The organism is Candidatus Chloroploca mongolica (genome assembly GCF_004762035.2).
GTDB classification, from domain to species: domain Bacteria; phylum Chloroflexota; class Chloroflexia; order Chloroflexales; family Chloroflexaceae; genus Chloroploca; species Chloroploca mongolica.
Map to the genome: position 1 here is coordinate 34,572 of NZ_SIJK02000022.1, position 13,862 is coordinate 48,433.

A 13,862-nucleotide genomic window follows, 5' to 3' on the forward strand; every position below is an offset into this window, starting at 1 on the left:
TGATGTGCATGTGATTGAGGGAGCGTGCCAGGCGACGACTATCGTAGTCAGGGACAGTCTTCGACTGCCAGTCTTCGCACAGGCATATCACTATACAACCAAACCAGGCCAGGGGCACAGCACCGGGAAAATTCTCGTGAGCGACCTCATCATACTATTCTTCAACTACATCCATGCACGAGTAGCTGCTTGCCATTGCCTGGTCAAGACTACTCTCTGCGCTTGTTACTATAGCATTGGAATACCTTCTCTGCAAGGTGTGATTCGGGCTTTTAGAGGCGAAAAACGGTGCCATAGGCCCACAAATTGCTTCGTAGGTTCTCGTATGAGAGCATGCCACGAGCATAGGCCAACCAGGCGAGGAGGGTTAGGCGGATCATGCCGAGGCGTATGAGGCTTCGCTGGGCATGCAAATATGGCGGCGAACGGTGCTGTGCGGTGAATTGGAGGCGACTCTGCCAGAGTGCGACAAACATCCGTGGGCGTACCTGGCTGGTCGCCGCACCACCGATATGGGTAACGGTGGCAGCGGGAACTTGCCAGATCGCCCAACCCGCTGCTTTGATCCGCCAGCACCATTCGATCTCTTCGCTATACATAAAATAGCGTTGATCAAGTGCCCCCACCGTGGCAACTACTTCGCGGCGCACGAGCATGCACGCCCCGAGCGGATGTTCAATGGCGAAGGGTGTCGTCCCCGTTTCGTGAGGATAGCGGCCATGCCACCATGACCCATAGAGTCGGCCTGGCAAGACCTCGCCGGGAGGGAAGAGATCGAGCAAGGTCATCAGCAGTGTGGGGAAACGAAACGCTGCCGGTTGGAGCGTGCCATCGGGATTTAAGAGGCGTGGCCCAACCAGGCCAACGCGAGGATGGGCCTGCAGGAAAGCCACGAGCGTCTCGATGGCCCCGGGATGCACAACCGTATCGGGGTTGAGCAAGAGGCAGAAGGGTGGCGTACCCGTCACGGCGGCAAGGCCACGATTGGTTGCGCTTGCAAAGCCCAGGTTGCGGTCGAGGGCCAGCAGCCGCACCTCGGGAAATTCGGCGCGTACCATAGCCGGGCTGCCATCGTGCGAGTCATTGTCAACGACAATCACTTCGAGCGACAGTTGGCATGCACGCAACGAGGCCAGACACGTGCGCAACAACGTGACTGTATTGAAGCTGATAATGATGACGGAACAGACGTGCATAGCAGGCGCGATTGTAGCGCGGAATCTCTGCGAGTGCAAATTGAGGGTATAATAACCTCTTGGAGGAATACCTATGCTGCATTTTGTCATTGATCTCGCCCTGCGTGCCGGGGCACTCTTGCGCGCCGGATTGAGCTCGGAACGTCGTATTGAAGCCAAAGGACGGGCCAACCTAGTCACTGATATTGACCAGGCCAGCGAAGCCTTGATTGTTGGGGCGCTCAAGCAACGTTTTCCTGACCATACCGTGATTGCCGAAGAGGGCAGTGGGCACGAAGGGCAGAGCGACTATGTCTGGCTGATCGATCCGCTCGACGGCACCATGAACTATTTGCATGGCAATCCAACGTTCAGTGTCTCACTGGCTGTTCTGTATCAGGGGCGTTTGCAGATTGGGGTTGTCTATGACCCGTGCCGCGATGAACTCTTTGCGGCCGAACGCAGCAAGGGTGCCTATTGCAACGGGCGGCTTTTGCGTGTCTCGCAGGTCGATGCGCTCTATGATGCCCTCTTGACCACCGGCTTTCCCTACGACCGGTTCACCCAACCCGACAATAACCTGCGCGAACACAACCATATGTTGCTCAAAGCGCAAGAGATTCGCCGCCCAGGTTCAGCGGCCCTGGATCTCTGTTATGTTGCCGCAGGGCGCACCGATGCTCACTGGGAACTAGGCTTGAGTCCGTGGGATGTTGCCGCAGGGGCTTTGATGATTGAAGAAGCCGGCGGCATGATCACAGATTGGCAGGGTCAACCGTGGCATCCCGATGAGGAACGAATGGTGGCCTCGAACGGCAAAATCCACGCCGAACTGATCCAGGAATTGGCTGCCGCACGTGCCGCAGGCTGAGTCCTCTTCTAGCTGAGGTTTGTATGGCCTACTATGTTCGGGAACCGCTCAAAGGCATGCCCGCGCTGAGTGTTCGGCGTCCAACCATCAATGAGTTTTTTCTTTCGAGCTATACCCTCAGTATTTATAACGGATGCGAATTCGGCTGTCCGTATTGTGATAGCTGGGTCTACAGTGAACGACCTTTGAACGAAACCATCCGGGTGCCGGTTGATCTTGCTGAACACCTGACCGCCGAATTGGCTGGCGTTGACCAGGGCGATCTGATTGCAATCACCGCCTTGAGCGACCCGTACCAACCTGCCGAGCAGACCTATCGTTTGACTCGTCAGACGTTGCAGATCCTGGCTGATCAGCAACGCCCGACCCTGGTGATGACCAAGAGTCCGTTGATCCTCGAAGATATCGCGCTGTTGCAGCGGATCAACGAGCAGAGCCTTGCGCTCGTTGTGACGACCCTGCTGACGGTCGATCCGCACATGGCGTCACGGCTCGAAGGCAAAGCCCCCGCGCCGGCGGTGCGCCTCGACATGCTGGCCGAACTCAAGCGTGCCGGCATCCCGGTGGGGGTGGCGTTTGTTCCGATCATGCCTTATGTCAACGATACCAACAGCAACATCCGTAGCGTTTTACGGGGAGCGGCTGATGCCGGGGTTGACTTTGTGATCTGGGACTATCTGCACCTTGCCAATGAACGCCACCGGGTCCGCATCAACGAGATCCTGGCCCGGCTCGGTTCATACCCGGTGAGTTACTACCGCGATATCTACGGCGATCAGGCTATTGTCAACTCACGCTATCGTCATGATCGTGACACCGTTGTCATGGATCGCTGCAACGGGCTCGGGCTGGAGACGCGGGTACCGCAGCATATCTTTGCAGGCAAACTAGCCCCGCACAACGAGGCCGCCTTGCTCTTGAAGCATGCGGCTTTTCGTGATCGGGTGGCTGGACGTGACCAGATGGCCGAGCTACACCGGCAGCTTGCCGACCAGGTCTACGCCAAACAGATCGTTGCGGATGACCTACGGCGCAGCCCACTTGCGAACGAGGTGCGCAAACTCATCACCTCCCAGTAGAGCCGAAGCACCCGCACGGGGGGCGTGAGGTGTTCCGGAGGGCGAGAGGGGCGGGTGCTTCGGCCTTACGAGGCGGTGGGTTCGCGCCGCCAGGCCGAAGCACCCGCACGGGGGGCGTGAGGTGTTCCGGAGGGCGAGAGGGGCGGGTGCTTCGGCCATACGATTGCCGGTCTGCCGGTCGGGCCGTGCCCGTTGCGCCCCTCCTACGGTTTGCTCTGGGCCTGGAGGCGGGCAAAGAGGTGGCGGCGGTGGTCGCGCAATTGATTTTTGTAGTCGGGTGTATGAATTGAATCGGTGGACATAATCAGCGCATCTTCACCATTATCGGTGTAGTAACGGCGACGACTTCCAACGACCTGAAAGCCATACTTGAGGTAGAGTTGTTGGGCGGTATGATTACTTACCCGTACTTCAAGGGTAAGCATCTGTGCCGACAACTCATAGGCGTGGTCAATCAGGGTATTGAGCATCAGTTCACCGATGCCGCGACCACGATGGATCGGATCGACTGCGATCGTTGTCACATGGGCTTCGTCGAGGGTCACCCAGAGTCCCCCGTAGCCAACGATAGGGTTGGTTGCCTGAGGGGTCAACTGAGCGGGCATACCCAGCAAAAGCGTACTGACAAGCTGACTGAAGATACCTGTGCGCTGCGCATTGGGCACTCCGCCATTCTTGCTGAGCGACGTAGGGGGAGAGCCGCTCGCCTTGGCAACGACATAGCGGCAACTCTGGGTATTCCGGACTTCGCGGCGATACGTATTGGCCGACCAGGATGTCGTAAAACTTTGCTGTTCAATGGCCTGAACGTAGGGCACGTCATCCTCGACCATTGGCTCAATAAAATAGTACATCTGGCCGGCACAGATTCCTATTGTGGCAAAGCCACGGCTGACTCAACAAAAAAGACACTCTGGTAGGCCCCATCACGCCCAAAGCCACCACCGGTCTGGAAGCGACCAGTCACCTCAACGAAGCCCCAGACAAAGCTATTATTGGGCCCAACATTCAGATTGGCCGACTGATCAGGCGGAAAGCCCTCCATCCAGATTGGGGTGCCAAGCGGTTGCGGCCCGGCCCCATCTTCCTCGGTACTCACACCCTCAGCCAGCACATAGATGACAGAATTCCAGAAATAATACCCACGGGTTGTAATCGTCTGCTCGTGGTACTGTTCAGGATTGCGCTGAAGTTCAAAGAAACTGACCTTACCCTCACCGAGGGGTTGATCCTCAATCCGATGTTCAACGCGACGAATGCGTTCGATGGGTTCCGCCGACGTGATGGTCAGTTGATGTTGAAACTGCCCATTGGGGCCAAAGCTACCGCCCGAGTCAAAGCGACCGCGCACGCGCACAAAGCCATAGACCGAATCACCGGGGCGATGGAGGTGCTCGGTTACCTCGGGAGGGAAGCCCTCAACCCAGATCGCCTCACCGAGTGGCTCGGCATCGAGGCCATTGTCAAGGGTACTGACCCCGAGGGCCAGCACCGAAATGGTCGGATCGCCGGGGCGCCAGAGGTAGGCCCCATCAACGGTAATGTCCTGCCCACTGAACTCTTGGGGACTACTGGTGATCTGCTGGACATAGAGTGCTGAACCGGCAAGGGGACTCGTAGAGGTACACGTTGCCAGCATCAGCAAGAGCAGCAAACAAAGAGAAGCGAGCGACAGGGCTCGCCATGGTCGCAAAAGCATCGAAACAGCCTCCTCAGCTTGTCAGGTAGATTCCCGACAAATCGGGCGCATGGGTGTCATGTGGCACAGCATCGTGCAATGAATCAACGCCAAAACAACTGCTGGCAGCAGCGCCTCAGCCTCACCTGAATTATAGCAGAAGCGGCACAGCGGGGCAACCGGGGGCCAATTAGGGGAATTTCCCTTCAGATCGCAAGGAAATTCTTGACATCAGGAGTCTAGATCAGTATTATGAGCATACTTATGGCAGCGTAAATCCATAACCTTCAATTTTCGCACAGCGTGGCTTCATCGTGGGTTGCCTCGTATCGTGCACATTAACAACCGCATAGGAGGCTATTGTGATCGAGCTATACTGGGCTGCGCTGGCCCTGGTAGGGGGTATAGCCGCTGGTCTGGGCATAGGGATTGCGTGGACGAATTATGGAGCCAACGCCCTGGTTCAGCGCAAAGCGGCTGAGTCTCGCCTCCTCCTCGAAGAGGCGCGTTCCCAGCAGAAAGAACTTTTACTTCAGGCCAAAGACGAAGCGCTGCGGGTGCGCAATGACGCGGAAGCAGAACTGCGCGAGTCTCGGCAAAGCCTGCAAAAACAGGAAGAGCGCATTCAGCGCAAGGAGGAAAACCTCGACCGAAAACTGGAAAGCTTTGAACGTCGTGAGCGACAACTTCAGGTACGTGAACGACAGACCGAGCAATTGCACCAGGAGGCAGAGCGTCTCAAGCACGAGCAAGTGCAAGAGCTTGAGCGGATCTCGCAACTGACGCGTGACGGGGCGCGCGAGATCATTCTGGCGCAGGTTGAGCAAGTTACCCGTGATGATGCAGCGCGGCTCATTCGTGAAATAGAGCAACAGGCCAAAGAAGAAGCCGAAAAGACGGCACGGAAAGTCATCGGACTGGCTGTGCAGCGCTGTGCAAGTGACTATGTGGCAGAAATAACGGTTTCTACAGTGAACTTGCCGGGCGAAGAGTTGAAAGGGCGCATTATTGGTCGTGAAGGCCGCAATATTCGCGCCTTTGAGCAGTTCACTGGTGTTGATATTATTGTCGATGATACCCCCGAGGCCGTGACGCTGTCGTGCCATGATCCGGTACGGCGTGAAGTTGCCCGGGTTGCCTTGACCCGCTTGTTGAAAGATGGACGCATCCATCCGTCACGCATCGAAGAGGTCGTGCAGAAGACCCAGGTTGAGATTGAACATGTTATGCGTGAGGAGGGTGAACGAGTTGCGTATGAAGCGAATGTACAGGGCTTGCATCCCGATCTAATCAAGTTGCTCGGGCGACTGAAATATCGCACAAGCTATGGACAAAATGTCCTCCAACATTCGCTTGAGTGCTCACTGCTGGCAGCGCATATGGCTGCTGAGCTGGGGGCAAATATTACGGTCGCCAAGACTGCGGCCCTGTTGCATGATATTGGCAAAGCGGTCGACCACGAAGTCCAGGGACCGCACGCGCTCATCGGGGCAGATATTGCACGTCGGCTGGGTCGTTCACCCAGCATTATCCACGCCATCGCGGCTCATCATTACGATGAAGAGCCAACGACCATCGAGGCCTTTCTGGTCATTGCCGCTGATGCGATCTCGGGCGGGCGACCCGGGGCACGCCGTGAAACGCTTGATCTCTATATCAAGCGCCTGGAAGCCTTGGAAACAGTGGCAACATCGTTTCCGGGGGTGCAACGGGCCTTTGCCGTGCAGGCTGGGCGTGAAGTTCGCGTTCTTGTTCAGCCCGACCAGATTGATGATCTTGCCAGCATCCACCTGGCCCGGGATGTCGCCAAAAAGATCGAAGAGAGTCTGCAGTATCCGGGCCAGATCAAGGTGACGATTATTCGCGAGACTCGTGCAGTTGATTATGCACGGTAGCATGGTACAATTTGTGTACCGCATGTTCGTAGACAGCATCGTAACCAGAAGGAGGACTGGGCACTATGAGCCTTGGGATGCCGTCTGATGACCTACCGATCGAATCATTAACAACCGACCCTCAGGAGGACAGAATGACTAATGCTCAGTCATTACCCATTGCGCGCGCTGTTGGGGCCAGTTCACCATCTACGGGTGAGGTACAGCGCTCCGCCGAAGTCTTAAAGGTGTCTACTCGTTCACGCCCAAGTGCCGTCGCTGGGGCAATTGCCGGTGTGATCCGCGAGAGCGGCATGGCTGAAGTTCAGTCGATTGGAGCCGGGGCTACGAATCAAGCGATCAAGGCCGTGGCAATTGCACGCAGCTATTTGAGTGAAGAGGGCATTGATATAATCTGTATCCCCTCATTTATTGACGTTGCGATTGACGATGAAGAACGTACTGCCATTCGTTTGCTTATTGAGCGTCGTTAGCCTTCTGTGCGGCTAGGGGTAGGGGCTTGTTTTGCACGCGCCGGTGACTCGGGACAGAACCCATTAAAGCTGTACCTGGGACACCGGCGTGTGTTGTGTCACGGTCAGCGCCGCACTGCATACACACTCTGCGTTGAGCCGGGTGAAGGTTGTTGCCTTTTATGGAAGAGATTACGTCTTTTTTGACCGGTTATCCGCCTTTTGATCAATTGCCCCCTCAGGCTGTCGCCCGCGCCGCCCGTGGGATGCAGATTGAGTATTTTGCCACTGGTCAGACAATTCTTGAATTCGGCGGTGCTCCGGCGAAGTTCTTATATGTTGTGCGCAAGGGTGGCGTTGATCTGTTGCGCGAAACTGGGAGCGAGATTGAGATTTTTGATACGCTCGGTCCTGGTGAGGCTTTTGGGTACCCGTCGTTGATCCGCGATCAAGCTCCGGCGGTGACGGTACGAGCCCATACCGAGACCCTGGCCTATCTGCTTCCCTCTGAACTGTTTCATCGCCTCCGTGACGAAAATCCAGCCTTTCATCGCTTTTTTGCTGCCGTCGCTTTTGATCGGCTTGGCTTTGCGCTGAAGGTGCGCCAGGATCGAGCCGATCCGGCCCTCTTTCAGACGCGCCTCGGCGATCTTGTGCGACGTTCGCTGATGGTGATTTCACCCGACGCGACGGTGCGCGAAGCAGCCCAATTGATGAGCAAGGAAGGTATTTCCTGTCTCCTGGTTGATCTCCCGCCTGTTGGGGTGCTTGATCATAATACGGGTATTATTACCGACCGTGATTTGCGGAATCGCGTGCTTGCCGCCGGTCTCCCGGCTGATACGCTGGTACGTGAGGTGATGACGGCTCCGGCGCTTTCGTTGTCAATCGATAGCCTGGCCTTCGAGGGGCTGTTGTTGATGCTCGAACGGGGGATCCATCACTTGCCCATAAGCGAACAGGGGGTTGTGGTTGGGATGGTGACCAACACTGATATCCTGCGCCGCCAGAGTCGCAGTCCCGTCTTTTTGCCCCGCCAGGTTGATCGGGCGACCGGGCTTGATGAACTGCGCAACTATACGGATCAGGTGGCAATGACCGTCAGTGGGTTGCTTGATGCGGGGGCACGGATTGCTGATATCGGGCGGGTGGTCGCTGTGGCCCATGATGCCTTGCATCGCCGTCTCTTGCGCGATATTGAAATGGAGATCGGGCCGCCACCTGTACCGTATGCATGGATCGTACTGGGCAGTGAGGGACGCCTCGAACAGACGCTGCGCACCGATCAGGATAATGCGCTGATCTATGCTGATGATGCACCTCCCGAGGCACCAGCCTATTTTCGTACGCTTGCTCATATGATGGTCGAGCAGTTGGTGGCATGTGGCTTTCCGCGTTGCCCCGGCGATGTGATGGCGACCAATCCGCAGTGGTGTCAACCGCTTGCTTCTTGGCAGGCGATGTTCCGGCGCTGGATCGATGTCCCCGAAGAAGAGGCGCTGATGCGCAGTTCGATCTTTTTTGATTACCGTCAATTGTATGGCGATCTGGATGCCGAGGCGGGGTTGCGCTCGGTGATCGCACGGACTCAGGGCAATACGATCTTCCTGGCCCGCCTGGCCCGGGCCGCCCTGCGTGCGACGCCACCGTTGACTTTCTTCCGTTCGGTCGCCCTTGACGACGAGCGCATTGATCTCAAGACACGGGGTACGGCCATGGTCGTCGATTTGGCCCGGCTCTTTGCCCTCGAAGCAGGTCGCTCAGAAACCGGTACGCTTTCCCGGCTTCAGGCCTCGTGGCCCACCGCGAGTGTGAGCCAGGCGGCTGCCGAAGGGCTTGCTGATGCATTTGAATTGTTGAGCCTGTTGCGATTGCGTCATCAGCATCAACAGATTACCCGTGGTGAAGAACCAACAAATCTGGTGGTCTTTCCTCAGTTGAGTCCACTTGAACGCCGTGAATTGAAAGAGTCACTGCAGATTATTGCCCGGATCCAGCGTTCCGTGGCGATGACTTATCAGACGAGTCGGTTGGGCTAGGTTTGGGCAGAGCTAGACGTGACAGGTTGTTTGTGGTTGGTGGAGCGTTGAGACATTACCGCAGACGGAGTTTTTGCTTCTTTGGACGGGCATTGCCCTCCACACCTCCTCTGAGCAGGGGTAAACGGGTATCCTGGGTGACCGTAGATACCTGGACACCCCTGCGTACGCAACGACTGCGGGGCATAGAGGCCATCAAATCGGGGGGGTAACATGGTGTTTTTACGGAACTGGGATCTCTTCCGCAAACGCGAACGACCAGCTGTGTTACAGGCGTATGAAGCAGGGCCATGGCCTGATCCTCGTTCGCACTGGCGCGATGCGAGTTATGTGGTGCTTGATGTTGAGACGAGTGGTCTCGATCCGCGACGTGATGTCTTGTTGGCGATTGGTCTGGTCGGCATTGAAGGGGGCCGTATTCGTCTGGATACGTGCTGGCGCACGTTGGTTCGTCCGCCTGAAGGCTTTCTCGTTGATGCTAGTTCGATTCGGATTCATAACCTGACCCGTGCGGAAGTGGCCGAGGCTCCGACATTTGACGCAGTGTTGCCCTCCCTGATTGATCACCTGGCCCGGCGCATCTTGGTGGTCCATGTGTCCCAGGTTGATGTTGGCTTTTTGAATCGAGCCTTGCGCACTAACTATGGAGGACGGCTAGCCGGGCCGATCATTGATACGGCGCGTCTGGCGATGCGCCTCCATGATCGGGCACAGATTCTCGGCGAAATTGCCCACGAGCAACCTGCCCCGACGATTCAGTTGCGTGCGCTTGCCACCAGTATGGGCTTGCCGGTATACGGTGAGCACGATGCATTGAATGATGCCCTGACGACGGCGCAACTCTTTCTTGCCCAGGCGACACGCCTTGATCCCAAAGGCAATCTTTCCATTAAGAGTCTGCTGCGTAGCGGCGGGGTGTAGACACTAACTCAGGGCAAGCACACCATTGGGCGCATAGGGTACCAGTGCTTGCAAGCCAGGGTCAGTCAGGTTGAGCCGCACGGGTTGGGGCGAGAGTAGCATGGGCAAGCCGAGGGCGCGCACCCATGCTTCGTCGTTCGCTGCTTCAGGCGGGCGCGGGCCTGCCCGATCAGTGATGAAGGCGAGCTCGCAGCGGTCAAAGGGTAGCCCACGACGCACCAGGTCACTGGTTGCTAGCCCAAGGATAACGACCTCAGCCGATGGGTCGGCCAGCAAGCGACGGGCCTTGTCAAAGGTGGCCGCAGCATGGCTCACCACATGTCGAGCCATGGACTGATATGCGGTGACCAGGTGGCTCACTGTTGCGGCGCGTTGCTCTTCGCCGGTGACCGCGATCACAGTCACGACACCAAGGTCATCCCAGGGTACCGGGGGCGGATTTCCCCCAGATCCAGCCAACTGTTCGGGATCAATGTGCCAACCTTTTGCGCCATAGCCGATCTGCAGGGAGCCATCCTCGCGCATGAAGGTTGGCAAGCCTCGCTGGTACGCTTCGGCCATCAACTGGAGGATCGCCACAGGGAGTGCTTCGCGCCGTCGCCGGGCCTGCAAGGTGTAGAGGGGGGCGTTGCGATCCCATTCCTCATCCCCCAGGGCTTCGTGGTTCATGCCGGTGACGACATAGGCGCAGAGCGCGGCACCGATGCCGGGCATGGCGGTATCAAAGGTTGCCGTCATCAGCACCCCCTCGGCGTTGGTTTCGGTAATGACGTCGAGATTAGCGAGCACCAGGCCAATAAACTGCGCCGCATCTTTGATGGCGGTACGCATGCGGTTGCCACGATGGTGATCCGAGCGCACCAGCAGCATCACCCCCGGTGAGGGCGAAAGAATGTTGGGCCCATCGTAGGCCACGAGTTGAATGATTTCAATTGGTGAAGTCATAGCAGTATGGTATCATTTTTTCGCATTCCTGGAAAATCGGAGCCAGCATGAACGACTATGCCGTGTTGCACGAGCCATATGCCGAGCTTTTACGGGTGGCTTTGCGCCAGGCCAGCCCTGAGGGGGCCGTCGTTGCCCTTGATCTTGCTGCTGGTGATGGGCATAAAACGGCGTGGCTTGCGGCCATTGGCCAACCCGGTGCTTGGGTGCTGGCGCTTGATCATGATCGCACGCAGATCGCCTGTCGCAAGAGTTCAGGCGTGGCCTATCTCGTTGCCGATGCTCACCGTCTTCCGCTTGGCACGGCGCAGGTTGATCTGATCTGGTGTATCGCGGCGTTACACCTCTTTGCTGATCGAGCAGGTGTGTTGGACGAGATCCAGCGCACGCTGCGACCTGGAGGAACGGTCGTTCTTGCGGTGGCTGGCGACTACTGGGTTCGGCGACGCACCTGGCCTGCCGGATCGGTGCCGACAGACAGGCACCCACCGCCCCCGGCCGACGATCTGGGCGGCACGCTGCGGTGTACACTGGAAACGAGTGGCTTTGCCGATGTGCAGATTGCGGCCTACCTGCTCGAGGCAGCGGGACAGGCCGTAGAGTTTGCCTGGATGCCGCTGGTGGATGCTGGCACTGTTCAGTTGAAGACCGCGTCAGGGGCAACCGGGGTACCTGGCTTGCCGGTCAACATTGGTGAACCGGAAATAGCCTCCATCTTGCTGATCGTCTCGGGGCGCAAGCGCGTTGGGTAAGGAGAGCGGAGCGTATGGCAGAGCATACAAATGAGGCAGGGATTGTCTGGTACGAAGGGCTTGGCTTTGATATCGGGGCGCGGGTCGAGATTACCGACAGCCGTGAGATCCCGATCAGCGGGGTCACGACGGGAAGTGTGGTTGGGTTTGATGCAAGTGGGCCACGGCCAGGCGAGGATTTCATTCGTGTGCTTGTGCAACCTGACGGGCCAACGGCAATGATTATCGCGCTGCCCCCGTCAGCGCTGATCCCCGAGGGTGGAGGTGATTTGGTCGGCCTCGCTCGCACTGTCCTCACCGGGCTCGAACAATCCATGCGCCCCGAACAGTTCACGATCCTGCTCACCTGGTTGACCAGTGAGCAAGCACGGGCTATGGCCCAGGATCCTACGATTCGGCTACAGCGCATCCGCAGCGGGAGTGTTTTTATTCCGGGGCTCGTCTTGCCTGAGGTCATCGAGTTGGCGGCAGAGCGCCTGAGGGCGCGGGTTTAACGCCAATACGTTGCAAATAAGGCGGTTCTTTTGACGCAAAGGCGCAAAGGCGCAAAGGTTTTCGTGTAGGTGAGCGAACCCTTCGCGCCTTCGCGTGAGCTTATGTGCAAGGTGTTGGGTTTAACGCAGCGGCGCAGCGCGGCGGGTTTGCTCTGGAAGGGCGGTTGCATCTTCCGTGTATGCACCCGCAAGGGCACCCGCAAGGGGTGCCCGTACACCGGATTCGGCCCCCGGCCCTCCCGGCCCTGTAGGGGCACCCCTTGCGGGTGCCCCTACAGGGCCGGGGATCCCCGTTTGCGCCTCTGGTTGCATGCACAGGCTGCCACATAGAGCATATGTTTGTGTCCGGTTTCGTATGATGCAATCGCCCTGGCACGCTTTGGTCGCGAGCCTTGACGATGGACAGTGAATCGGTTAGGCTGTCTAGTAGTATATCGAAAGGGGTAGCCAGACCGATTTATGAGTATAGTGACGCTTAGCTTATTTGCGATAGGCTTTATTTTATTGCTAGCCGGTGCAGAACTGTTAGTACGGGGGGCCTCACATATTGCCGCTGTCTTTGGAATTTCGCCCCTGGTGATCGGGTTGACCGTGGTCTCGTTTGGCACGAGTGCCCCGGAACTGGCGGTGAGCTTTCGATCATCAATGGAGGGGCAGTCGGCCATTGCGCTGGGCAATGTAGTTGGCAGCAATATTTTCAATGTGCTCTTCATTCTCGGCCTTTCGGCGATCATTGTGCCGCTGGCAGTTGATCGACAGTTGATTCGGCTTGATGTTCCACTGATGATCGGCATATCGCTGGTGATGTTTGTGATGGCGTTTGATCGGCATATTGGGCGCATTGATGGATTGATCATGGTGACTGCGCTGGTTGCCTATCTCAGCTTTTTGATCTATCAGAGTCGCTGCGATCATGAAGCAGAGGAAAAACGTAAGGCACTTGAACACCACGTCCTGCCTGAGAAGCCACGACAACTGGTGCTGCATATCTTCTTTGCCGTTGCCGGTCTGGGGTTGCTTGCGCTTGGGGCGCAGTGGCTGGTCGATGGGGCCGTGGCAATTGCGCGCTTTTTCGGTTTGAGCGAGTTGATTATTGGGTTGACGATCATTGCGGTTGGTACCTCGCTGCCCGAAGTTGCTGCCTCGCTTGTGGCGGCTGTGCGGGGTCAACGCGATATCGCGGTGGGCAATGTGATTGGCAGCAATATCTTCAATATTCTTGCGATTCTGGGTTTGACCGGTTTGCTGATCCCCAATGGAGTGAATATTCCTGTTGAGGCCTTGCGGTTTGATCTTCCGGTCATGATCCTTGTGTCATTCGCGTGTCTGCCCATCCTCTTTACCGGTTATACTATTTCGCGTGGTGAAGGGGTGCTCCTGTTTGGCTATTATCTGGCCTATACAGGCTTTTTGATTTTGAATGCGATGCAGCACAACATTCTGGCTCTCTTTAGCTCGGTGCTTGGTTTTGTAATTTTGCCCATCACGCTCGTTGGCATGCTGGTATTCTTTGTCAGGGCGCTACGACGCCAGGGTTCTCCGTGGATGTTGCAGCGGTGAA

Annotated in this window: 13 protein-coding genes; 9 read left to right on the forward strand and 4 right to left on the reverse strand. The window is 57.2% G+C overall.

From position 1 onward, the window contains the following. Positions 1 to 272: 272 nt before the first annotated feature. On the reverse strand, positions 273 to 1,196 hold the full coding sequence (locus EYB53_RS13210; protein ID WP_135478645.1) for a glycosyltransferase family 2 protein: 924 nt from the start codon (positions 1,194 to 1,196) through the stop codon (positions 273 to 275). A 73-nt stretch (positions 1,197 to 1,269) separates the two neighbouring features. Here EYB53_RS13210 and EYB53_RS13215 point away from each other — a divergent pair, with 73 nt between their 5' ends. Beyond that, positions 1,270 to 2,046 (forward strand): inositol monophosphatase family protein, encoded by a 777-nt coding sequence (locus tag EYB53_RS13215; RefSeq protein ID WP_135478646.1) that lies wholly within the window; start codon positions 1,270 to 1,272, stop codon positions 2,044 to 2,046. Positions 2,047 to 2,069: 23 nt separating this feature from the next. After that, positions 2,070 to 3,125: an SPL family radical SAM protein gene (locus EYB53_RS13220; RefSeq protein WP_135478647.1), complete on the forward strand. Its 1,056-nt coding sequence runs from the start codon at positions 2,070 to 2,072 to the stop codon at positions 3,123 to 3,125. A gap of 203 nt (positions 3,126 to 3,328) precedes the next feature. On the opposite strand, the gene rimI is transcribed toward EYB53_RS13220, so the two are convergent. Together rimI and EYB53_RS13230 are read right to left on the reverse strand one after the other, a co-directional pair. After that, positions 3,329 to 3,979 (reverse strand): ribosomal protein S18-alanine N-acetyltransferase, encoded by a 651-nt coding sequence (gene rimI, locus EYB53_RS13225; RefSeq protein WP_135478648.1) that lies wholly within the window; start codon positions 3,977 to 3,979, stop codon positions 3,329 to 3,331. A gap of 17 nt (positions 3,980 to 3,996) precedes the next feature. Continuing rightward, positions 3,997 to 4,824 (reverse strand): hypothetical protein, encoded by an 828-nt coding sequence (locus EYB53_RS13230; RefSeq protein WP_135478649.1) that lies wholly within the window; start codon positions 4,822 to 4,824, stop codon positions 3,997 to 3,999. 341 nt (positions 4,825 to 5,165) lie between these two features. Between EYB53_RS13230 and rny the strand changes: the two genes are divergently transcribed. The 4 genes from rny (at position 5,166) to EYB53_RS13250 (ending at position 10,110) form a co-directional block, all read left to right on the forward strand. Then, positions 5,166 to 6,698 (forward strand): ribonuclease Y, encoded by a 1,533-nt coding sequence (gene rny, locus EYB53_RS13235; protein WP_135478650.1) that lies wholly within the window; start codon positions 5,166 to 5,168, stop codon positions 6,696 to 6,698. 134 nt (positions 6,699 to 6,832) lie between these two features. Next, positions 6,833 to 7,171 (forward strand): stage V sporulation protein S, encoded by a 339-nt coding sequence (locus EYB53_RS13240; RefSeq protein WP_167857391.1) that lies wholly within the window; start codon positions 6,833 to 6,835, stop codon positions 7,169 to 7,171. Positions 7,172 to 7,332: 161 nt separating this feature from the next. Continuing rightward, positions 7,333 to 9,189 carry a DUF294 nucleotidyltransferase-like domain-containing protein gene (locus tag EYB53_RS13245; protein WP_135478652.1) on the forward strand — a complete coding sequence of 619 codons (1,857 nt, stop codon included), beginning with the start codon at positions 7,333 to 7,335 and terminating at the stop codon, positions 9,187 to 9,189. A 213-nt stretch (positions 9,190 to 9,402) separates the two neighbouring features. Continuing rightward, positions 9,403 to 10,110 carry a 3'-5' exonuclease gene (locus tag EYB53_RS13250; protein ID WP_135478653.1) on the forward strand — a complete coding sequence of 236 codons (708 nt, stop codon included), beginning with the start codon at positions 9,403 to 9,405 and terminating at the stop codon, positions 10,108 to 10,110. Between the two features lie 3 nt (positions 10,111 to 10,113). Here EYB53_RS13250 and EYB53_RS13255 read toward each other — a convergent pair whose 3' ends face one another. After that, on the reverse strand, positions 10,114 to 11,055 hold the full coding sequence (locus EYB53_RS13255) for a DUF4938 domain-containing protein (RefSeq protein ID WP_135478654.1): 942 nt from the start codon (positions 11,053 to 11,055) through the stop codon (positions 10,114 to 10,116). Between the two features lie 47 nt (positions 11,056 to 11,102). Here EYB53_RS13255 and EYB53_RS13260 point away from each other — a divergent pair, with 47 nt between their 5' ends. The 3 genes from EYB53_RS13260 (at position 11,103) to EYB53_RS13270 (ending at position 13,861) form a co-directional block, all read left to right on the forward strand. Continuing rightward, positions 11,103 to 11,807 carry a class I SAM-dependent methyltransferase gene (locus EYB53_RS13260; RefSeq protein ID WP_135478655.1) on the forward strand — a complete coding sequence of 235 codons (705 nt, stop codon included), beginning with the start codon at positions 11,103 to 11,105 and terminating at the stop codon, positions 11,805 to 11,807. A gap of 14 nt (positions 11,808 to 11,821) precedes the next feature. After that, positions 11,822 to 12,301: a hypothetical protein gene (locus tag EYB53_RS13265; protein ID WP_135478656.1), complete on the forward strand. Its 480-nt coding sequence runs from the start codon at positions 11,822 to 11,824 to the stop codon at positions 12,299 to 12,301. Positions 12,302 to 12,760: 459 nt separating this feature from the next. Beyond that, entirely contained in the window at positions 12,761 to 13,861 is a 1,101-nt protein-coding gene (locus EYB53_RS13270) for a calcium/sodium antiporter (RefSeq protein ID WP_135478657.1), read from the forward strand. The last annotated feature ends 1 nt before the right edge of the window (position 13,862 follow it).